Origin of the sequence: Bacillus sp. RC51, assembly GCF_044908115.1 — a bacterium.
In the GTDB taxonomy this organism is placed as follows: Bacteria; Bacillota; Bacilli; order Bacillales; family Bacillaceae_G; genus Bacillus_A; species Bacillus_A mycoides.
The window spans coordinates 169201-190317 of record NZ_JBIYCW010000002.1 but is presented as its reverse complement, the minus strand read 5'-3'; the positions used below and the strand labels follow the sequence as shown (position 1 = coordinate 190317).

At 32.2% G+C, this 21117-nt stretch carries 26 protein-coding genes and 2 pseudogenes; 11 read left to right on the top strand and 17 right to left on the bottom strand.

Annotated elements, in window-relative coordinates; genetic code table 11:
- Positions 1-108: 108 nt before the first annotated feature.
- The 7 genes and pseudogenes from comGG to ABH959_RS05645 all read right to left on the bottom strand — a co-directional run.
- Complete coding sequence (gene comGG, locus ABH959_RS05675; protein ID WP_113935579.1) at positions 109-480, bottom strand: competence type IV pilus minor pilin ComGG; 372 nt, start codon at positions 478-480, stop codon at positions 109-111.
- Positions 477-938 carry a competence type IV pilus minor pilin ComGF gene (comGF, locus tag ABH959_RS05670; protein WP_002190666.1) on the bottom strand — a complete coding sequence of 154 codons (462 nt, stop codon included), beginning with the start codon at positions 936-938 and terminating at the stop codon, positions 477-479. The genes comGG and comGF overlap by 4 nt, the downstream gene beginning before the upstream one ends.
- The gene (locus tag ABH959_RS05665; protein WP_002165075.1) at positions 922-1218 is read right to left on the bottom strand and encodes a hypothetical protein; all 297 of its coding nucleotides are present in this window, start codon (positions 1216-1218) and stop codon (positions 922-924) included. The genes comGF and ABH959_RS05665 overlap by 17 nt, the downstream gene beginning before the upstream one ends.
- Positions 1211-1666 carry a competence type IV pilus minor pilin ComGD gene (comGD, locus tag ABH959_RS05660; protein WP_404492374.1) on the bottom strand — a complete coding sequence of 152 codons (456 nt, stop codon included), beginning with the start codon at positions 1664-1666 and terminating at the stop codon, positions 1211-1213. Before comGD ends, ABH959_RS05665 begins: the two co-directional genes overlap by 8 nt.
- Positions 1663-1962, bottom strand: a complete 300-nt coding sequence (gene comGC / locus ABH959_RS05655) for a competence type IV pilus major pilin ComGC (protein WP_002088623.1) — start codon at positions 1960-1962, stop codon at positions 1663-1665. The genes comGD and comGC overlap by 4 nt, the downstream gene beginning before the upstream one ends.
- Before the next feature lie 11 nt (positions 1963-1973).
- Positions 1974-3011, bottom strand: coding sequence for a competence type IV pilus assembly protein ComGB (comGB, locus tag ABH959_RS05650; protein WP_016096112.1), 1038 nt, complete (start codon positions 3009-3011; stop codon positions 1974-1976).
- A pseudogene (locus tag ABH959_RS05645) lies at positions 2998-3606 on the bottom strand (ATPase, T2SS/T4P/T4SS family); the annotation flags it as partial. The pseudogene ABH959_RS05645 and the gene comGB, both read right to left, overlap by 14 nt.
- 342 nt (positions 3607-3948) lie before the next feature.
- Between ABH959_RS05645 and ABH959_RS05640 the strand changes: the two are divergent.
- The 3 genes from ABH959_RS05640 to ABH959_RS05630 all read left to right on the top strand — a co-directional run bounded on the left by ABH959_RS05640 (position 3949) and on the right by ABH959_RS05630 (position 7370).
- Positions 3949-4719 carry a hypothetical protein gene (locus ABH959_RS05640; protein ID WP_404492373.1) on the top strand — a complete coding sequence of 257 codons (771 nt, stop codon included), beginning with the start codon at positions 3949-3951 and terminating at the stop codon, positions 4717-4719.
- 496 nt (positions 4720-5215) lie between these two features.
- The gene (gene dprA, locus ABH959_RS05635; protein ID WP_404492372.1) at positions 5216-6253 is read left to right on the top strand and encodes a DNA-processing protein DprA; all 1038 of its coding nucleotides are present in this window, start codon (positions 5216-5218) and stop codon (positions 6251-6253) included.
- Entirely contained in the window at positions 6246-7370 is a 1125-nt protein-coding gene (locus tag ABH959_RS05630; protein ID WP_404492371.1) for a phosphoribosyltransferase, read from the top strand. The genes dprA and ABH959_RS05630 overlap by 8 nt, the downstream gene beginning before the upstream one ends.
- A 202-nt stretch (positions 7371-7572) precedes the next feature.
- On the opposite strand, the gene ABH959_RS05625 is transcribed toward ABH959_RS05630, so the two are convergent.
- The 6 genes from ABH959_RS05625 to ABH959_RS05600 all read right to left on the bottom strand — a co-directional run bounded on the left by ABH959_RS05625 (position 7573) and on the right by ABH959_RS05600 (position 11929).
- Positions 7573-8073: a hypothetical protein gene (locus tag ABH959_RS05625; protein ID WP_404492370.1), complete on the bottom strand. Its 501-nt coding sequence runs from the start codon at positions 8071-8073 to the stop codon at positions 7573-7575.
- A 186-nt stretch (positions 8074-8259) separates the two neighbouring features.
- Positions 8260-8640: an HNH endonuclease gene (locus ABH959_RS05620; RefSeq protein ID WP_404492369.1), complete on the bottom strand. Its 381-nt coding sequence runs from the start codon at positions 8638-8640 to the stop codon at positions 8260-8262.
- 147 nt (positions 8641-8787) lie between these two features.
- The gene (locus tag ABH959_RS05615; RefSeq protein ID WP_404492368.1) at positions 8788-8922 is read right to left on the bottom strand and encodes a hypothetical protein; all 135 of its coding nucleotides are present in this window, start codon (positions 8920-8922) and stop codon (positions 8788-8790) included.
- Between the two features lie 36 nt (positions 8923-8958).
- The gene (locus ABH959_RS05610) at positions 8959-9828 is read right to left on the bottom strand and encodes a hypothetical protein (protein WP_404492367.1); all 870 of its coding nucleotides are present in this window, start codon (positions 9826-9828) and stop codon (positions 8959-8961) included.
- 85 nt (positions 9829-9913) lie between these two features.
- Positions 9914-10081, bottom strand: a complete 168-nt coding sequence (locus tag ABH959_RS05605; RefSeq protein ID WP_404492366.1) for a hypothetical protein — start codon at positions 10079-10081, stop codon at positions 9914-9916.
- A gap of 129 nt (positions 10082-10210) precedes the next feature.
- Positions 10211-11929 carry a hypothetical protein gene (locus ABH959_RS05600; protein ID WP_404492365.1) on the bottom strand — a complete coding sequence of 573 codons (1719 nt, stop codon included), beginning with the start codon at positions 11927-11929 and terminating at the stop codon, positions 10211-10213.
- A 565-nt stretch (positions 11930-12494) separates the two neighbouring features.
- Between ABH959_RS05600 and ABH959_RS05595 the strand changes: the two genes are divergently transcribed.
- From ABH959_RS05595 to ABH959_RS05580, 4 genes are all read left to right on the top strand, one after another.
- Positions 12495-12737, top strand: a complete 243-nt coding sequence (locus tag ABH959_RS05595; protein WP_404492364.1) for a hypothetical protein — start codon at positions 12495-12497, stop codon at positions 12735-12737.
- A 1-nt stretch (position 12738) separates the two neighbouring features.
- Complete coding sequence (locus ABH959_RS05590; RefSeq protein ID WP_404492363.1) at positions 12739-13056, top strand: hypothetical protein; 318 nt, start codon at positions 12739-12741, stop codon at positions 13054-13056.
- Positions 13053-13313, top strand: coding sequence for a helix-turn-helix domain-containing protein (locus tag ABH959_RS05585; RefSeq protein WP_404492362.1), 261 nt, complete (start codon positions 13053-13055; stop codon positions 13311-13313). Before ABH959_RS05590 ends, ABH959_RS05585 begins: the two co-directional genes overlap by 4 nt.
- 212 nt (positions 13314-13525) lie before the next feature.
- Positions 13526-13720: a hypothetical protein gene (locus ABH959_RS05580; protein ID WP_404492442.1), complete on the top strand. Its 195-nt coding sequence runs from the start codon at positions 13526-13528 to the stop codon at positions 13718-13720.
- A 42-nt stretch (positions 13721-13762) separates the two neighbouring features.
- Here ABH959_RS05580 and ABH959_RS05575 read toward each other — a convergent pair whose 3' ends face one another.
- On the bottom strand, positions 13763-14578 hold the full coding sequence (locus ABH959_RS05575; RefSeq protein ID WP_404492361.1) for a hypothetical protein: 816 nt from the start codon (positions 14576-14578) through the stop codon (positions 13763-13765).
- Between the two features lie 228 nt (positions 14579-14806).
- On the opposite strand from ABH959_RS05575, the gene ABH959_RS05570 reads away from it, so the two are divergent.
- From ABH959_RS05570 to ABH959_RS05555, 4 genes are all read left to right on the top strand, one after another.
- A complete protein-coding gene (locus ABH959_RS05570; RefSeq protein WP_404492360.1) occupies positions 14807-15301 on the top strand; it encodes a hypothetical protein in 495 nt (164 codons plus the stop codon).
- Positions 15302-15363: 62 nt separating this feature from the next.
- A complete protein-coding gene (locus tag ABH959_RS05565; protein ID WP_404492359.1) occupies positions 15364-16071 on the top strand; it encodes a hypothetical protein in 708 nt (235 codons plus the stop codon).
- A 152-nt stretch (positions 16072-16223) separates the two neighbouring features.
- Positions 16224-16787 (top strand): hypothetical protein, encoded by a 564-nt coding sequence (locus ABH959_RS05560; RefSeq protein WP_404492358.1) that lies wholly within the window; start codon positions 16224-16226, stop codon positions 16785-16787.
- A 165-nt stretch (positions 16788-16952) separates the two neighbouring features.
- Positions 16953-17447, top strand: a complete 495-nt coding sequence (locus tag ABH959_RS05555; RefSeq protein ID WP_404492357.1) for a hypothetical protein — start codon at positions 16953-16955, stop codon at positions 17445-17447.
- 108 nt (positions 17448-17555) lie between these two features.
- On the opposite strand, the gene ABH959_RS05550 is transcribed toward ABH959_RS05555, so the two are convergent.
- The 3 genes and pseudogenes from ABH959_RS05550 to ABH959_RS05540 all read right to left on the bottom strand — a co-directional run.
- Entirely contained in the window at positions 17556-18854 is a 1299-nt protein-coding gene (locus tag ABH959_RS05550) for a putative phage abortive infection protein (RefSeq protein ID WP_404492356.1), read from the bottom strand.
- Between the two features lie 163 nt (positions 18855-19017).
- Positions 19018-20478: a recombinase family protein gene (locus ABH959_RS05545; RefSeq protein ID WP_404492355.1), complete on the bottom strand. Its 1461-nt coding sequence runs from the start codon at positions 20476-20478 to the stop codon at positions 19018-19020.
- 118 nt (positions 20479-20596) lie between these two features.
- Positions 20597-21034 (bottom strand): annotated as a pseudogene (locus ABH959_RS05540) (ATPase, T2SS/T4P/T4SS family); the annotation flags it as partial.
- Positions 21035-21117 lie beyond the last annotated feature (83 nt).

Sequence of the window (21117 nt, the reverse complement as noted above, 5' to 3'; positions counted from 1 at the left end):
CTTTTTTGAGAAAATTTAAACTTTTGACCATCGTTTTATCCCTTCCCTCACAGAAATTAACTCACTCCACAATAGGAATTAGTGGTTCTCTCCCACGTATTTTACACACTATCCTTCTACCCAATCAAATATTTTATTATCCTTTTTCCTATAGTGAAAGCTCACTGTATAGAAAACTCTCTGTTTTGTAACACATTGCAACGAAATGATAATAGCATCATTTTCAAAGACGTACTTTCCACTCACTTCTCCTCTTTCATACTGAAATAAAAAAACATCCTCTTTTTCTTTTTGCTGTAACTCTCTTTTTATATCTGAAATAGCTCGATCAACAAGTTCCTCCATGAAAAAACTTTGTTCTATTTCAGAATAAAATTTTTTATCCGAAAGTAACATATTCGTTTCGTACATCAAAAAAGAAATGAATAAAATAAGAAAAATAATTGTTCCTGGCATTGCAAATCCATCTTGTTTTCTCATGTTTCTATCTCAATTTCACTATAGCGCACAGCCACGCCTTCATATATTTCACCACTTATATCTTTCACATATATATATAACAAATGAGGTGTTAATTTATACGAAATCGCTTCAATCCTTTGTAATATAAATTCCCTTCCGCGCATATTTACTTTTCTTATTAAATTACTATTCAACTTTTCATACGTCACCTGATCACCATTACGAAGTTGGAAGCGTAAAATATTCCCACCGTTTTCTAGTGCTATCTTCCTCCCACTTGATACTTCACGAAACTCTAATTGCATTTGTCCTAAAAACACATCCCACTCCCAGTCATTTAATCCTTTTGAATGTGTATTTTCTATCCCCATAATATGAAGACGCGGTAAAAGTAAAAAGAACATTGATAAAAGCAACAAACATGCAATCATTTCTATTAATGTAAATCCCGCTTCTTTTTTATTTTTCCTTTGCATAAAGGCATTGCTCCATCGCTTTTCCTCTCATATCTTTCCACATCGTACAAACTTCATCTCCTCTCCAATATGTGTAATATACAATTCCTTTTATGACTTGCTCTTTTACTCGCTTTTCCTCATTCTCATACTTAAATAAGGCCGCTTCTTTTTTTAATAATATTAATGCTTTATAGCTCATTTTTATATTTTTTCTTTCTTGCATAATTAATAATGTTTGCGGGAGCAATAACGATACCGCCATCATTATTAAACTTAACGCTACAACCATTTCAACCATTACTGATCCTTTTTGACACTTCACGATACGTAAATCTCCCTCTTCCAAGCTGAAATACAATCTCATATTTATACTCTCGATAGGAAAGTAAAATCGTACCACCCCTATTAATATTCCCGCTCGGATTATATGTCATTGGATTTGGAAAGGTATGCAGATCAATTTGGACATCTTTATCATATTCTCCCTTAGCAATTAAAAGGGCTGTCTCCGATTCCGAAATATAATACATATGTTTCTCTTTAAACCAGCGTAACGTATAATGTTTTTGACGCTTAATCGCTAACTGCTGCATATACAAAATATCATTTGAAAACTGTTTCAAAAACTGCTCAACTTTTTGTTTTTCATGTAATGAAGTAACGTTAAAATGCGTAACAACACTCAGTACAGAAATAGCAAATAAGACAAGTAGCATTTCTAAAAGAGTAAAACCTTTTTGCTTCACGATTTTCCAGCTGATACCGTACCATCATCGGAAATATGGATTGGTTCACCTTTCGGGCAAGTTTTTGAAGTAATATACTTTCCTGTTTCAAGTTCCTCTATTGATGGAATCTTATTATGTTGCAAGTGATATGCTTGTATTTGTGCTTCTATAGATTTCACATAGGCTGCACATCCTTTTCCTTGGACGGATGAGCGCTGTGTAACTACATTTGGAATAATTAATAGTAATAATACAGTTATGACAACCATAACTAATAACATTTCTAAAAGAGTAAAACCCTCCTCATTCTGCATGTAAATGCCCCCTATATAGAATTCATCATTTGAAACATCGGCATAATCATCGCTAAGTACATCAAAATGACTATAACCCCAAGACATGTAAATAAAATGGGTTGAATCACAAATAACATACGTTTAATTTTTTGTTCTACCTTTTCAATAATGAGCTCACTGTAATCACCAAGCTCATTTGCTAAATTACCGTTTGCTTGTCCATGCGTAATGATATAAGAAAGTTCTTTCTCATAATAACCGCTTTTATCAATAATAGATTGTAACGGTTCTCCTGCAATTAATTGCCGCTCAATTCGGTCTGCTTCATACTGAAAGAACGGATGATACTTTTGCTTCATCATTATTGTTAATGCTTCGTGTACCGACAATCCACCGTGTAATAAACCACTTAATTGAGTGGAAAAATAATGCGAATGATTTAAAATAAGAAATGTTTTCATAAGGGGAATACGGATCATAATCTTTACCTTTTGAGTAGGCGGAAGTTTTCGGAAATAAAATATATATAAACTAAATCCCGTTATAACGATAAGAACAATCATATAAATGAAGTAGGGTAATAATTTAATTGCAACTAAAATTTGCTCCGTAAGTGGTGGTGCTGTAGAACGTAAAGAACTATACATCATTTCAAACTGAGGCAATAAAATGAGGTTAAAAACAGAAAGCATAATCATTAAAAAAAATGATAAAAACATAGGATATCGCATTACTTTCATCATATCTTTCCTATATTTATCTTTCTTGTAAAGAAGTACGCTCCCTTGTTGCAAAGCAAAAGAAATGTCACCATGTCGCTCTGCATAAAACAAATAACTTAACATCTCAGAGTGAAACATTAATTGGTGAAAAGAAGCGTGCAAACTTTGTCCATTTTTCAATCCCTCGATCATACGCTGTAACTGTAATTTCTTCCCTAATGGTAGTTGCAACTGCAAAAATTCTAACGCCTGCAAAAGTGAGTAACCTTTCTCTAATAAATCACTTAATCTTTTACATAATAATGCTTGATCACTTAAACTCCATTTTCTCTTAAACATATACATCTTCTTCTAAAAAGCCTAAAGCATACCCTTTTCGAACCGACGATTCCAACGTTTTATAGTGATACGTAACATGTTCTCCACTAGCTTCTTTAATCGCTTGTTTTAATTCATATCCATATAACAGTTCATAAATGCTTGCCTGTCTCACTTTCCTCATTGATTTACATAAAGTTGCACACTTCCCTCTGCAAAATGGACATTTTAATTCGACGAGCCGCTGAGCAGCTACTGCTAATAATGATTGTTCAATTTCTTGCCTTGTAATACCATAATCCATAAATCGTAGTATCGCTCCTTTCGCATCATTTGTATGCAAGGTTGTCATTACTAAATGTCCCGTCAAACTGGCCCTTACAGCTACTTTTGCTGTTTCTTCATCACGAATTTCGCCAACTAAAATAATATCTGGATCATGACGCAAAATAGCCTTTAATCCCGTTTTATATGTGATACCAGCTTTTTCATTTATTTGAATTTGTAATAAACCGTCTTTTCTTTGCTCAACTGGATCTTCCAGTGTAATGATGCGACGTGTTTTCCATTTTCTAGCTACTTCTAATAACGCATACATTGTTGTTGTTTTTCCAGAACCAGTTTGTTGCGAATTTAGGGATTACTTTAACCAAATAAAAAAACGACTCATTGAGTCGTTAACTTCACCATATATTCAGCTAAATTTTTAAGTGATTCCATGGATGGTTTATTTATTTCAGTCACTTTAATTGTCGGTAATTTTTTCATTTCGATTTCTCCCTCAACCTTTTTAATACTGTTATATTGAGAAGAAAAATTTTGCAAGGAAAAAAGATTAAATTTCCAAAATTCAAATTATTTACAAACAAATATATTAATTTATATACAAAAACTAAATTCAATTTATATAAGAAATGATATATTAATTTATGATTATATTATATCTAGAAGAGGGGCTAAAAAAATGTTTGATTGGTTAAATAATTTGGGGAATAGTTTCGCAGGAAATCCCGCACTACTTGCAGCTACACTTACAGGGTCTGTTACTTTTGTAGCAGGTATGTCATCACAAGTATTATCACATCGGCTAACTAATAAAAGAGAAAGAAAAAAAGCTATTAATGAGGCCATTATTCAACTTTATTCTCCTCTATGTATTGCAATTTGTGATTATCTAAGAGAACTTGGAAATTTATCAGAAGCGGAACTTGAAATGCATAAGGGAAATATATCAAAAGCTAAACGAAATATATTACAAAGACAAAAAAATATAACAAAAATCAGAATACAGAAAGAAGAATATGCTACATTAGAACTGGTTTGTATATTCCAACAGATAGACTTCTATTTTAATAATATGTATTTTTTCAGAAGTTTTCTTGAAGATTTTATCAAAGTTTCTAAAGAAGTGAAACTCAATAGAAAATTCCGAAATCACACACTTGAAGAACTGCTGTACTTATTACGTTTTCACCAACTGGTTTCCTTACGTTATGGGAAAGACGCTGCTCTCTATACTTTTCATGTTATGAAACTACGTACTCCTATACCATATAAAAAAGTTTATAAACAGCTACAAAAACAAACTTATGACCGTCATGACGTTAATCAAAACTCATTTGATATTACATTCAAAGCCCTGGTATTAGATGAAATTCCTACAAACTTCAAAGAAGGTTGGAAAACCCTTATAGATTTACATATATCTAAACTAAAAGCACGAGCTTCAAAGTAAAAAAAGCGAAGGAACAAACGTAAGGACACACAAAAATGCCACGTTCCATTATGTTGGTTCGTGGCGATGTGATTTGTTTATATTTATGGCGGTATCAAAGGAAAAGAAAGTCCCTCCATCATCAATTGAAATTATAAGTGTTAGCCAGTAAAATAGTCATTTTACTGGCTTTCTCACTTTAATTTAAATGTAAGGTTTATATAATAATATATTTGAGCACCTCAAGATTCACCAAAATAATAAGATAATCGTTCTTCATTTATCTTATTCACAAAATAACTTTCAAAAAGTTAAATAACACAGAGTAAAAAGACAAGCATTCATATGTTATTTATTTTCATTTAACGGTTATAATAAAATGAGAACTATTGTTTTATATGAGTATTTTTTTCTAACAGAATTTATGAGATTGCAAAGTAAAAAAGAAAATTTTCACTTTCTTTTGACTTTAAAACGCTTAAAACTTAAGGATGAAATACATTATGGGGGAGTGAAGATGCTTAAAAATCTATTAATGTTACAAAAGCTTGGTATAAACGGTGGTTTTATAGATTATGCAGCTAGGAATTTTTCAAAAAAAGATTTTTCTTTATTGTTTGAAGGTGATGTTGTCGAATTACAATTTAAATATAACATCTTTAGCGACAAAGAACTTGATATTTTTTACAATATTGATAATATAAAGAAAGTCGAAGAGTCGACAGAAATTTTTATAACTAACAACAAAAAACAAAATATAAGGATACTATCTTATTATGATAGTGAATATCCCACAAGCTTAAAAGCTCTTGATAAAAAACCTCTATTCCTTTACGCGAAAGGAAATGTTGAATTACTAAATTCTCCAAAATCAATAGCGTGTGTTGGGACCAGAAAGCCAAGCAAACATATTGTCGAAGCCGTTCATGACATAGTTCAAGGACTTGTTAAAGAAAATATAGTAATAGTCAGTGGTTTAGCTAAAGGGATTGATACTGAATCTCATCAAGCTTGCTTACATAATAGAGGGAAAACTATTGCTGTTCTAGCTCATGGATTAGATGCCATCTATCCTAAAGGAAATACAGATTTAGCTGAATCAATTTTAAATAATGATGGATTATTGGTATCAGAGTATCCCATAGAAACAAATATAAAAAAACATAATTTTGTAGCCCGTAATCGAATTATATCTGCCTTATCACAAGGAGTAATTATATTCGAGGCAGACGAAAAAAGTGGCACAATGCATACGTCACGGTTTGCATATAAACAAGGCAAAAAAATATTCTGTCCTAATATAATTCAAGAACCAGAAAAACTTTCATCTGGTGTAAAAAAATTGCTTACAACTGGGAATGCATTTCCTATAAAAAACTCTAGTGATGTAATGTATCATACATTTGAAACTCAAACATCACCTGTAAATATTAATATAAAAACTTCATCATTTAAAGAACTTGAACACATGTCCAAAATTACAGGATTTTCAATCGATGAATTAATAAATGAAATAATTACAAGATATATTGAGGGGGAAAGAAACTATGAGTAAAACAATTGTTTTTCCAACATCTACATTAAAAAATAAAGGAAATCTTGTTTATGATGGTATAAGGGAACTAATACTGCAATTAAATAATGACGGGGATAAAATCATTATAATGTCACATGACCGTGCTAAAGTAGCTGACCTTTTAGAAGAATTTGAGTTCGCAGAGTTTTGTTACAGACGAGAGGTAAGAGAATTATTGAAAGAAGATAATAATGGGACTTGTATATTAGTTGGGAGTAACGATGATGATTTACGTATAGCTGCTAACACCAAAACCGCGCTTTTTACTCCTAAATGGTCCGATGTGCAAGATAAATTACCTGTACAATACGGTATAGAAATGCCCTCAATCAAAGCATTATATAAAGTAATTCAAATTATCAAAAACCAAAAAGTTTGGTTTTACAAATTAGATATTGATGAAAATGCTACAGTGTATTCACTAACCAGTGCAAACACCAAAGGAAATGTAACACGGACAGAGAAAGAAATTGTTGATGGTTTTAGGAGCCTACTAAAACATGGTGATAAAAAATATTTTAAAGTATTGCAGTTGCACTTTTTAGCATCGATTATACATAATCCAATCTTTAAGGACGTTGACATTTGGTCATTCATGCCGTCTTCTGGAACTGATATTAATGAAGACATTTGGGCATTGAAAGAAAGAGCACGAATATTAATGGGAAAAAAATTAACAGACCCTCTTTTTATTAGGCATACCAAAATCCAAAAAAGTCATTCTATTACAAACAATGAGGATAGATTATATTGCGAAAGACATTTCACTAGTATGAACATCAATCCAAAATATGTAAAGAAGCTAAAAGGAAAAACTGTATGTATTTTAGACGATTATTTAAACAACGGCACATCATTTGAAACCATAAGGAATTTGTTAATGCATGCAAAAGTAAAAAAGGTTATTTTTGTCTCCTTAGGAAAATTCAGAAGAAATTCAGGTATTGAATATTACAAACAAGATTACAGACTGGCTGGAAATATCTTCACTCCTGAGTATTCTTCTGGATTGCAAGATGAGTCAAATATTAATGGGGTATATGACACAGCTGCACAAGATGAAATCCGAGAACTGTATAAAATCATATATTCTTAAGAGATTAATATATTAAAACAAACTTTGTAAAACAGAAATTCACTTAATAAATAAGATAAGTCTCATTCTCAAGAAGGACTTATCTTATTTATTAGTGATTCTACATATATTCATAGTCTTTTTAATACTGTAGAACATCGAACTCATGAAGAAATTAATGCAAGCTTTTTCAACCTGATTTGGAGCGATAATCTGCACAGATTTATTCATCATCATCTTCCTCCAATAGAGCCAGTAATGGATTGACTTCCTGTTTATTTTTTGTATTCATTTGTTCTAGTTTCTTTTCTTCAATCATTAATTTAGCCATTTCATTACTTAATCGCAAACGTTGACTAAGTGGAATACATAGCGCAGTAATATGTGTTGTAATTGATTTTTCATAAGCCTTAATGCGTTTCTCAAGTTCCATTGAACATTCATGTACCTCATCTAATTCTTCCAACTTATTATTTAATAAATGATAACGATACATACTCTTTGTTAACATCGATAAACTAATAGAATCGGCTTCAGTAAAATTTTCATTTAGCTTTGCTAACTTATTGAAAATTGCTAGCTCTTTCTTGTTCATAGACAACCATGCTTCAGGTTTTGATTGTAGATTTCTTACAAGTTTTCTTTCCATTTCTTCCCGTGCCTGTTTTTCAGCTTTTGATATTTTCCTTGTCATTTGACTCACAGATTTAGTTGGTCTAGTCATAATATTATATTCCTTTCTTATTTATCTCTTAAATATCCCCATTTATTCACAATCCTCTATACAGGATAAAATTAAACATACTCAAAAAAATAAGTTATGGGGAAAATTTTTTTAGTTTTGGACTACCCCTCTGTCCATTCATCTCCTACTGTTTTTTCTTTTTGGACAGGGGGCTATTAATCTGTTTTATAAAGCAATGGATGGATTTATATTTTTAATTTCATAATTAAAATCCAATTTATTTTTGTTTCCCAGTTCTAAATTGCATTGTTTACACAATGTAATCAAATTACTTTCTTCGTAAGCAAATTCTGGATAATCACGCCAGGACTGGATATGATGGCATTGTAGGTTATCAGTGATAAATAATCCAAATTTAATTCTACACCGTACACAATGACCATCATCTCTTAATATAATCTGCTTACGTAACTTCTGAAATTTTCTTGTGGTACTTGGATGATATCCACTTTTAGGTTTAGCTCTATACTTTTGACAAACACATCTTTCTTTGCTTTTTACTAACTGCCCACAAAAACCACATATTCTATTTGCCTTAAATCCCATAATCTAATCCTCCATTAATTTATTTAGCATAATTTTAAGATGTTAAATTGATAATGTTTAATTGGTAAGAAAACTACTCAACAATATTTTTTGAATATTAATTTTCAATTTGTTTACGTTGTTTCATTTGTTTTCTAGCATTTCGGATTAAGAAAGCTCGAATGTATTTTGTAGCATCTTCAAGTCCATCACCTTCAGCTTTTTCACCATAAAATGCAAATACATCATCAGGTAAACGAGTATGAAGCTGTCGTGCTGTTTTCTTTTTTGTTCCGTTTCCATAGATAGTTCCTCCTATTTTAATAATGTGTGAGCCCGTTAAAATTGACGAGCTCTATGAACATATTTATAATCAGCTTTCAATAATGCGACATATATTTCTGCTTCTTTCCAAAATTTTGGTCTCATGAAATACATTCCATCATCATCAATAAGCTCAGGTTCTCCATTAGGATAAGCAATATGCCATTTTTCATTTTTCATTTTTTCAAGCAATGCAATAAAAGCTTCTTCATTTGTTGTATTGCTTTCACCTGGTGTTAAAACAAATTCTCCTTGGTCGAAACCATCGTTAAAGCTTCCTCGTTCAAATTCGCTTCTAAAGGATTCGATAGATATGTAATTAATCATAGAAAAGTCATCAATACTAGATAACGTCCCATTAATTGTATGTAAAACCACATTTGTTAGCTCACCATTGATAAGTAATTCGATACGGTGAAAACGGTTTGCACAACCAAATTCTTTAGCTAATTGATTGAACGTTTCAATAGCTTCAATTTCTTCATCATCTGTTTTAGTTGTCAATGTCAATTCTGTAGAGCTGTGTTCATCAAGCTTATCAATAGCATTTTGAGACGCTTCTTGAATGATTTCTTCAGTGGTTTTTATTATACGGAACATACTATTTGCCATCACAGACATTCTGCTACCAACAGTCATTTCTTCACGGTAATCTTTTACAGCTGTTTTCATATATGTAACTGCGCCATCAATTTCGAGCATGTTTAGCTCAGATTCAAGGATAAATAAGGAACGACCAAACCCTTTTAATGTTCCTATTACAATTCCTTGTTCTTTGATTGCTTTCTTAATTTTGTACATTGATACATTGTAAAGCTCCTGTAAATCATTTACTTTGTAGTATGTTTCTCCTTTGAAAATTACACGGTTCATCATTGTCATCATTTGTTCCTCCATTTAATTGTTATAGTTTGATATAACAATATTATATTGATAAAGTTGTGCTTGTAAGACAGCTAATCAGCTATATTTATTGAATATTAATGTTCAATTTTTCGTCCTTTCGAGCTTGCTGAACTAGCACCATTTTTTTTAATGTATTTGCTTTAGTTCCTAAGCGTTTAGCTTCCGTTTCAAAATATTTATCGGCATCTTCTGGTAAACGTAATACCGATTTTTTATCATATTTTTTCTCCATTTAAATGACTCCTTTTGTCTATTTTTGTCTACAAAATATATATACGTACCAAAGACAAAAGTAAGGAGCAAAATGGAACTTTTTTAATTTTCCCCGAAAAAAATGACGAGCCATGTAGCTCGTCTCTTTCTAAATCTTATAATCCTCCCAATCCTTCAATAGTTTTCGCATTCGTTCTGATGGTATGTAACAATTCATCGGTTCACCTTTGCGAATGCACCCACGGAATAAGAATTGAATTAAATCGGATACAGCTAGCGCATTTTCATCAATTTCAACGCCATAATTTTTGAAAAATCGTTTTTCCATCGGATTCATGAAACGATTGTACACAAATGCCATAGCTGTACAATTCGCATAATCATTTGTTGCCCGAGCATTGAATGGCAAATAATTATCCTTTGAGCGGTCATCTTTTTTATTAAATTTGCATTTTGGATTTTTCAATGTTGAAGCTGTTGATTTTTTTGTTGTCCAATACAATTTGCCGTTATCTGTTGGCACTTGATTTCTAAAGTAGTTGTTTAAATTGTTTTTTAATTGTTTTAGCTCTTCATCGGAAGCTTTATCAAACCAACCTGATGAAAGCAAAGCTTGTTTTTGTTGTGATGTTAATTTCTTACGAAAATCAAAATTGCTGTTCATCGTGCTGACAGATTTTTCTTTCTGGTAATCTTCATAAATGTTCAGCAAGTCATACATTTCTTTTCTTGGTTCAACTTTCGGATTATAATCAACGAGTTCATAACGACCATCTTGATTATCAACGCTGAACTTTTTGAATTTAATGTCATTGGCTTTATAGTAACCGCATTGTTGTTGCCCATCAAACATATAAGTTAAAACAAAAACCGTTTCAAAAGCTTCAAAAGCTCTTGTGTTCATTGTCCAATACAGAGCAATTCCGTCAATGTATGTTAAGTTCTCGCTTTCTGCTAAAATCCTAATATCGTAAAATCTACTTCCGTTATAATCATCATCGAGCCAAACAACCGTACCATCATCTTCAACTTTAATCATGCCATCTCGTATTAGCACTTTAAAATCATCGTCGTCAATGTTGTACTGTTCCATTACGTTTGCAACTTCGTCCATGATTAATGTATAGCCAGTATCTTCAATCATTTCTAAAGTGTCTAAATCCATTTTTTTGAACAACGCATGAGTTGTGACGATTGATTGACCTGCATTTATCAAAGCTCGGAAGTGTTTCATTTTTGAACCTTTGCCATTGATAACTTCAGGGTCAACAAAACCAATATTGGTGTTATCTTTAACACGTTCAACTTCATTAAGAAATGGTGTCACGTAAATAAATTTTTCATGTTCTTCCCCAAAAGCTAATTGCTTCATTCGTTTATTGCTTTCATTTATATATTGAATCGCCCAAGATGTTTTCCCAGCTCCACAAATGGCATCTACTACATTGATTGTACGAGTCATACCAAAAATTTCTGTTTGTCGCATTAAATCTACCTCCCAAATATCTATACAACTATTATAGGTAGAATAGTTGGTTTGTAAGGAAGCCACATGAAAAAATATCGTTTTAACAAAAATCATTAAAAAGTGTGAGAACGTAGCGAGAAAAGCCATTAGGACCAACGTTAGAGCGAGCATCTCTTTAAACAAAATATATATAAATTTGCCAGTTTCACAAAAACGCCCAACGGGCAAAAACAGCGTAACCTGAGTGCGTAGCACGAAAGGTGACGGGACAGCTTGCCTGTTCCGTCCAAGGTTTTTAGTAGCAATAGTAACCAATATATAATCAGTAGCAGTGATAAAAGGCAACAATACGGTTACTACCTCTTTAACTGTAATTTTTTCAAATTTCATAATTCGCATTTGCATACCCCTACAATCGTTTTTATCCCTTCCCCTGTATCTCCCATTAATCATCATAACAACGTCATTTTTACATAGCGGCAAATCAATTTGCCGCACATGCTAAAACTACATTTAACTACCGAATAAAAACGAACGTTAATTATAAATACCACTTAAATATTCGTGTTTAGGTGTAAAATACACAAAAATACCTAGACATAATTCGCTTTAATTGATAATATAAAGATACGTCAATTAATGTTACAAAATTTGACAAATTACATAAACCTCCAATTACTAATGAAAAATTATAATTTGATGGAGGAATTAAACATGGCAACAATAACTAAAGATGTATTGAAAAATTTTTTTGAACACATAAAGCAAGTTGATGGTTACATTGGCTACGAAAAGCCAGACGATACAGACAAGCTGTGTCGCCCACTCCATTCGCTACTTTCATGTCGCGAGCGCTCCCCTTGTGAGTATTGTTGATTTATTAGTATGTCCTTCAGCGTTATTAATGTTTGAGAGCAATTTTTAATGCTAATATAATTAAATTAACAATATTTAGGAGGTAATGATGATGAACTACAAAAACGTATCATCGGCAATTGATGTATTAACTAATTTATTTTACGTACATAAAGACCAGTACGTAGGAATGATGACATTTGAATTTTATGTAGAAATTGGATTGTTAAAGAATGCTAGTTTGGTAGCGGAAGTAATCGAAGAGAAGAGATGTTTCGACTTGATTCATATAATGAAGTTATTGGACATGCCAACTGCGGAACATGTCGAAAGCATTCTACGGGGCTATTGATATGAATAGACGTTTAACAATGACGATGATAAATATGTTAATGGCTGAATACAGTAATCGTAATGTACCAATGGTACACACATATTTGAAATGGTATCTTGACCCAAACGAAAAGTTCAACCTTGTGAACGATTTAGAAATGACCGCTGAGGTGTTAATGGAACGAGGCGTCACCTTTTTGATTGACCTGATTTCCAATATTGATTGGAAAATTGCAAGAATTTTGTATGCGTTATGCGATGAGTATAGCTACCCTTATGGATACCAAATGAAATTGGAACGGAAAGCCGATATTCAAAAAGGAGGAGCAACAGCATGAGCAATTTGTACAACGATTTATACGCATTGCAACCAACAGACAAACGCCAATGGGTTCGTGATAACGTCATGACCACTCCAGAAGCTATTGAATACCTAGAAATATCTCGAGCTCGTATGAGTCACATGATAAAGAATGGAAAGATAGTACCATTGAAGAAATTGGGGTGCGTCTCGCTATTTCTTCAAGAAGACTTAGAAAAGAAAAAAGAAGAATTGATTGAAGCTAGAATGAAGTACCGTCCCTATGAATATTAAAATTACCAATTTGGGAGGGATACAAGTGAAGAAAAAGGAGCCTGTAAAAGTCATATACAAATACAGCTTGTTTCAATACTTGGTGAAAAACGAATGTCAATTCCTGTATTCCACACGTAACCGAAGCAAACCAGAATGGCAATGTTATATGTTTTTGCATGATGAAAGATTGGACCAAGCTTTAGACGAATATCCAAATGAGAGGTATACCAATGGTGAAAAAAACAGTAGATTTTGAGCGTGTGAAAACGATATTGTTATTCGTGTCGGTAATAATAATGATGCTAATGTTTGCTATGACCGTGTGGGACGATTTGTTTCACAAAGACGATGAAACGATAAGGCAAGAACAGGAGCGTGAAGCTCGACGACTACAACGCATGGAAATGATAAAGGATATGGAGTGAGAGGAAGTTCTGTTTAGAACTTCCTTTTATTGATTGTATTAATTATTTCTTTTTGCGTTTGCCTTTACTTTTGCTTACGAACTCCGGAACTAAGTATAATTGTAACTCATCACAATTAGGTTTTAAATTATATTCATTTACAAAAAAACCCTCTACTTTTATTATATATTTCACTTTATAATATCGATAATTAATATCGCTATATGATACATTGAGTTCTAATTCTGGAAAAACACTTTCATTAATTAACCCCGCTCCAGCCGCTCGAACAACATGACTACTGATAGGAAAAAAATAACGTGGTAATTCTATATCAATTTCTTCACCAGGTTCAATTGGCTTTGGACGTTCGACGGGTTTTCTTCCATAACCAACATAAAATGATACACTCCCACGAGGCAGCATGGGATTTTTTAACCCTGCATTAATTATTTCTGTGCCATCTTTTGAATAGCCCACCTGAATTTTATATTCTTCGTATTGATTATTAGCTTTGAGCATTGCATTTACGATATTTTTTATCGTTTGAAGATTCCTAATTTTGTAGCTGTATTCTAAATTAATCACTGTTGTCTCGCCATGATTGTATAAAGGTATCATTGCTTTTTCATCTGGTACCCTAATAACCTTAGGGCTATCTAGATTAAGCTTCTGCTGCTGTTTAACATCTAATGGTACATTAGGAAAATCAAAAATCACTCTTTTCTTCACAAGATTTATGACAGGCTCCTTATTCCTTTTAAACTGCCAGTATTGAAATCTAAGTGCACAGATAGCTACAACTACAGCACAAAAAGTAATAACCGTACCTGCTACTGGTACCCATTTGAAAATATTTTCTCCTAACAATAACTCCAAACTCTTTCCTCCTCGATACATTACATTTCTCTAATACATTAACATGATATCAAGATAATTAGAATATATGTTTGGCAGTTTTTTATTTTAAAACATTATAATGAAGAGTTTTTCTCCACAAAAGTTTTTTAAAAAGATGATGTAGCCATCCTTCCCCAAATTTTTTTATCAATATAATAGTCATGTAATAACAAATCAAACAAAAACAATCGGAGGAGAATAGAAATTATGAAAAATTTATTACCGCAACAAAATATCAAGGAAATGAAAAAAATGTTAATGCAACAAGGAATGTTATTGATGGACGCTGACAAACAAGTCGAAATCGAAATTGAAAACTTTACTGCAATCGCAACGTTAGATGCATTATTGGATGACAATTATCATTTTGAAGGACGAGACTTTATCGTTGATTTAACGCCATCACAAAAGGAATTTGCTGTAGATAAGTTCGAAGAAATGGTTGATACATTCATGCCAGAAGATGAAATTAAACAAGAATTAATGGGACGTGCGGTTGGAGCTCGATATATTGTAACACAAACTCGATGTGCATTATTACCGAAAGTAGCTTATATGAATCATTTACGAATGGAAAAGCTTATTTCTAAAGGCATTTACACAGATGAAGTAGTTAAAAAAGCTGAGAAAATTGCACATCAAGCTGAATTATGGTCAAAAGTTGAAACACACGCATTAAACTTTATCAAACAATCAAAATGAGCTCTTGAATGAGCTCCTAATATTTAAAAATTATACTATATAAATAAAAAGAGAAATTTATTATGACAACAACATACATTACACGCAAAGAATATGCAAAACAAATGAGAAACGCTATGGAAAATATGATTATTACTACAGAAATGAACAATACAGCTGCTCAAGTTATTGAAACGGTTAAACGTGTTATATCAAAAGGTGGAAAAGATTTAATGAACTTACAGGATACTTTCAAAGGTTACATTGATTCAACTTTTGGCGCAGGTAAAAAAGATAACTTTATTCTTGATAAAGATGAAATGAATGAAATATACAATTCGCTACAAGAAAAGAACATTCATGCCCCCAAACGAGCGCTTGAAAAAGCTAAAGCAGAAATGTCTCAAGGTCGCATTATTGCAAATAACATCATTCGTGAAGCAGACAACGAATATAAAAAGCTATTTAAGAAAGTGAACGAACCTTCAGATTACTTCCGATTCATGGTTGAAGTTGAAGAGGCAAAAAACGAGCGCATTGATACATTCCATGAGGAAGCTGCTGTATTATTCGACAAAGCTGATGATTACATGAAATTTGTTTACGGTCTCATTTGCATTGAAGATTATGGCAAAAAAAGAAAACTACATCAACCAAAGCTTAAAAAATGCAAAGGTATGATTGTTGATTGGGAAGAAAACCAAATAAAATATGAGCTGTTTTTCGATACACCTTTCAAAGTAGTTAGCGTTGAAGGTGTGGTGAAAACAAAAACCATTGACCACCAGTAAAAGCTGGTGGTTTTTATTTTGTTCACAAATTCGTCACATTCACTGCTTTCCAATTGAAAACTCCTCAATATAATCTTGGTGTAAAGAAAAACAAGCACTTGTACGGAAGCTTCCCATATAAAAATCAAATTAAAATTATCGGAGGAATTATCATGTTAACTCGAATTATTTACAACGGAAAAGTATATTACAAGGTTGGTGATTTAAGGGATTTATTTGAGCTTTCACCGTACAAGATGAAAAAAATTTTAGAAAAACAAAACATCAAAACGGCAAAGCTAAACGGATTTGGTCGCACTTTATTTATATTACAAGAAAATGCTTCTAAAATTGAAGTTAATAATGAAATAACAATTTTTAAGACAGTGTTTTTCACCTCTCAAAAAAAACAAACTGTTAAAAATTCTGATGAAACAGCAATTGAAAATAATGAAAAAATTTCTGAAGTAGATAATGAAATTGAATTAGATACAGAACAAATCGAAGAGCTTCAAAAAGAACACGCTGAACTTGTTAAATTGGGAAAAGGATATGGAGCTGTATTTCTTCGAACTAACCAATTTCATATCGTTGATGAAATTTGTGAAAAACATTTAGGTGTCTACATTAAATTTACAGAAACCACTTTAGACGATATTGAAAAAGTACGGTTAATTGTTTCGGAATTAAAAGCAGAGTTTATTAAATTGGACAAATCGCTCCTCAAATCGTCATGAAAAATATCGGTTTAACAACAATAAATACGTCAGCTTTACGAGTTTAATATTTTCTTGATGCTACCTATTAAGTTGTTTTCTAAACGCAAGCCACGATACGAGCTTATCCCGTAAATCTAAAGTATAATAGCAATATACTAATTGAATTGTACGGAGGTCAGTTACATGGAAAAAATACCATTGATTGAGAACACATTTACAAGAAAAGGTAGCTCCATAACTATTCACTTTCCAAATGTCCGATATGCTAAAGAAAATCATTTGTTAAGAAAAGCAATACCAATGACATACGAAATGATTTCCTATAATACAGAGCTTTGCGGTTTTAATATTGTTTCCTACGGAGAATTTAAAGGAGTTAGTACCAAAATTACAGTGAAATGTTGTAATGTTGTTTGTGATGACACAGCAGAAAAAACATATTCTAATTTCATCGCCAATGAACGATTTCCAATATGTAAAAAATGTCAGTCAATAATTTCTGTTATAAATAGCAACAACAAACGACCAATTTTAGCCATTAATGGTTCTGAAAGAATTAAATTTGAATCCGTTGCTGAAGCTGGAAGACAATTAAATAGCTCGACACAAGCTGTTTACAATGCTTTGAAATCTGGCAGGACACATTCTTCTGGTTACCGTTTTGAATTCCTTGATTAACCATTACAACCACCAGTTCATCGAGCTTGGTGGTTTATTTATACTCCAAATACATTCCTATTACATACAAAAAAGACATTGAATCCTCCCCCCAATGTCTTTCAGTTATTAAATTGAATTAGTTTCCGTTGCACTTTTAGAAGCATTTAAAATAGCTAATTCTTTTACATCGTTTGTCCAAATAAAGTCTTCTTCAATTAGATGGTCATCAAAGAAGTTAATCCCTGCAATTAATTCTTTGAATTTTTTTCCTTTTTCAGAGTATGAAATATTATAAAATAACATCAACAACTCAAATGAAGAAAGCTGTGCTCTAAGTATCCCTCTATACATACGTTTTTCCGATTCATTATCAAAAGTATTGTTTTGTATTAGTTTTACAATTCTATATAAATTACGATAGTAATGACCAATTATATTTTCATGTTCTTTATATAACCTTTCATACGCACTACATTTTAATGATATTAATGTTTCATCATAATATTCATTTTCAAATTTAGCTATATATTTATGTTTTATTTGAATCTCTTGTTCTTTTTTACTATACCATTGTAACTTATTACTTTGTAACACCTCTATACAGCTCTTACGGTTATTTTTGGTGTTTTTTTCAAAATCCCCTATAACTTTAGCTTCAATTTCATGCCATTCTTCATCGTTTCCACCATCAAGAACTGCTTGAAAGTCATTAAATTTTTTAAAATCATAGGTGTATTCACCTTCAAAATCCCACCTTGGACTACAATGCTTTTCTATAAATTCATTTTTATATTCGTCTAATTCCTCAGCAATTAAAAACCGTTTTGTTAATTCATTTATTTCTTCAATATTCCCTTCTTCCAATATTGCAAACTTATGCTCCGAATATATATCAAACATATTTATGCCTTTTAATTCTGCATAAAACTCCGCTATCGCTTCACGCCCTATCTTACTATTATATTTGAGTTCTTTTAAAATATTATGATGTAAATTAATCATATTAAAAAATGTTGTTTCAAACTGTTGCTTTTTCATTGTTTCATTTGTAACTTGAGTTTCTTTTTTAGCTTCCTTAGCTTGTTGGACTGAAGCTTTCATTTGTTCTACAGAAGCTTCAGTTTGTTTTACCATTTCATCAATACTTTTTCTACTCATTTGTAGCTCTTTACGTTGCATAATATTTGTAGCGATTAATAAAAACACACTAGCTCCTGTTAAAAAAGTTACAGTTGTTCCTCCTATAAAATCCCCTACTGCTCCAAGCTCTTTTAAATAACTAAAATCATAATGATAAACTATAAAGGGCATTGCCATCGCAATAGGTACTAAAGCAAAACCAATCCACGTAAAAAATTCCGCCCACCCTTCTGTATTTTTGTTTTCGTTGTTTTCGTTACTTTTTTCGTTGTCTATACTAGTCAAGTAGCTCATCTCCTCCTGTCACGATTACCAATTAACTTATTATAACAATTAATCTAGTTATTAACTATATTTTCATATACACATCGGCTTCACGAGTTATGCATTTTCTCAATGTTTACTATTACATACAACAAAACCACGCCCAATAACGAGCGTGGTTCGTTTATTTATATATAATTTCCACTGTAGGTTGTTCATCGTCTTTTCCATACGTCCATTCAATCCGTTCAATGATGAAATGCAAATTTCTGTTCACGTCTTCATCTGTCAAACCTTCTCCGTCAAGACATTGCCAAGTTTGAAGCAGGTATTCAATCCGTCTTTTTATTTCCGTTAAATCAGCAAGTTTGTCTTTGGGATTTTGTTGTTCAATTTGTATCAATTCTGCTTTTAACTGTTTAATTTCATCTTCACGTTTGTCTTTTCGTTCCTTGAAATCAGCAATAGTATATTCATCTAGCTCATAAGCTTCCTTGATTTTTTCGATAGCTTTCTGAGCAATGCCAATTCGTTTTTGAATTTGTTGTTTCTTGTATTCAACTTCAGCACCGTTATCTTTCTGTTCGATTTCCGTAATTTGCTTTAGGATTTTTGGTATATGCTTTTCCATTCTTTGTTTAATGAGCTTTAATATTGGTTCATATAAAAACGTCCTATTTTTACAGTGTCGACAGACCTTTATGTATAACTTACCTGTATGTGCCATCTGAGTTCCTTGTACCTTCCCACAGTTCCCACAAAAAATGAGCTTGGTTGTTGGATAAATTTTATTTCTGCTCCTTGGAGCTGAAAACGAATATGTGTTAACAATTTTGTTTACTTTTTCCCACGTAGCTTCGTCAACAATTGCAGGATGAACATCTGGTACATAGTGCCATTCGTTTTTTGGTCGCATTTCGTTTTTGTCTAGATATTTGTTGCTTACGATTGTGCCTTTATATACTTCATTGTTAACTATTCTAATAACCGAATTAAAAGCAAATGTGCTATTGGTTCTTGTCTTTACGCCCATTTTATTCAGCTCATGATAAACATCTGATACTGTTTTACCATTTACAATCGAATCAAAAATGAACTTAACATGCTTTGCCGCTTCATTGGGAACTAACTTTCTTGTTTCAAGGTCTTTATCATATCCTAACGGAGGAATGCCATGAACCCACAAACCTTTTTCCGAAGCGCTCCTTTTTCCTGCTGTCATACGTTTTTTTATTTGTTTGTATTCTTGAGCAGCTACCAACGATTGTATGCCCAATAGCAAATTATCTTCGTCTCTCGACCAATCGTATGTTTTAGTTGGTGTCACAATAACAGTATTGGAATCTGACAAGATTTTAAATATTCGAGGAGCGTCAAACTCATTCCTCGAAAGACGGTCAACATCCATTACAACAACTGCGTCATAATGTTTTTGCTTTACACGTTCTAACATATTAATCAGTTGTTCCCTTAATTCAATTGTTCGACTTGAAGCTATTTCTTGAAATATCTTGTACTTCCATTTGTTTTGTTCACAAAACTTTGTTAGTTTTTCTCGATGATTAGCTAAAATGCTTTCAATTCCTTTGTTTTCTTCATCACGGGACAAACGTAAATATATAGCTACATTCATAATTTCTTTCATAATTGAAACACACCTTTTTACAGAGATTATATTGGAAAGAATAAAGATGTAAACTTGAAATAAATAATTTTTTGATGTGTTTCAATTATAAGAGAAAATAGTCTCTAAATTCAGGTCTTGTCGGCCCAGTAAATACGAGTAACCCATGCGAATGCTTTAAAAAAGAGAGTAATTTTTCCGTTGAACTTGGAAATAACGAAAGGTGAGACAACGGCTGAGCAGATGCTTGTAAATGGAGGCGAATAACGAGACTTTCTTGATATACTGTTGGAAGTGTTGAAAGGCGTAAATACACTTCTTGTCCATCAATTTGTAAGTACAACGAACCATTTTGAGGTTTTCTCCTCTCTCCTATATCCATTGATGCTAAAAATTTAAAGTGCGAAACAAGCTTTTCTCCAAATCCCTTTTCAATACACCGTTTCGTAATTAAATCTTTTCCAATACGTAATTGAATCGCCACATCCTTCTGCCTGGGCACAATATGTAAGTCCGATGCTTGCACCCCACAAGCTTCTTTCATAATCATATTTGCAAAAAGCTCGACACTGTTCATCAAGTTTCCCTCCTCACTATGTATATATTATGAAAAAATGCACAAGAAAAATTAGAGATTTTGTATTTTCACTAGGATAAAAA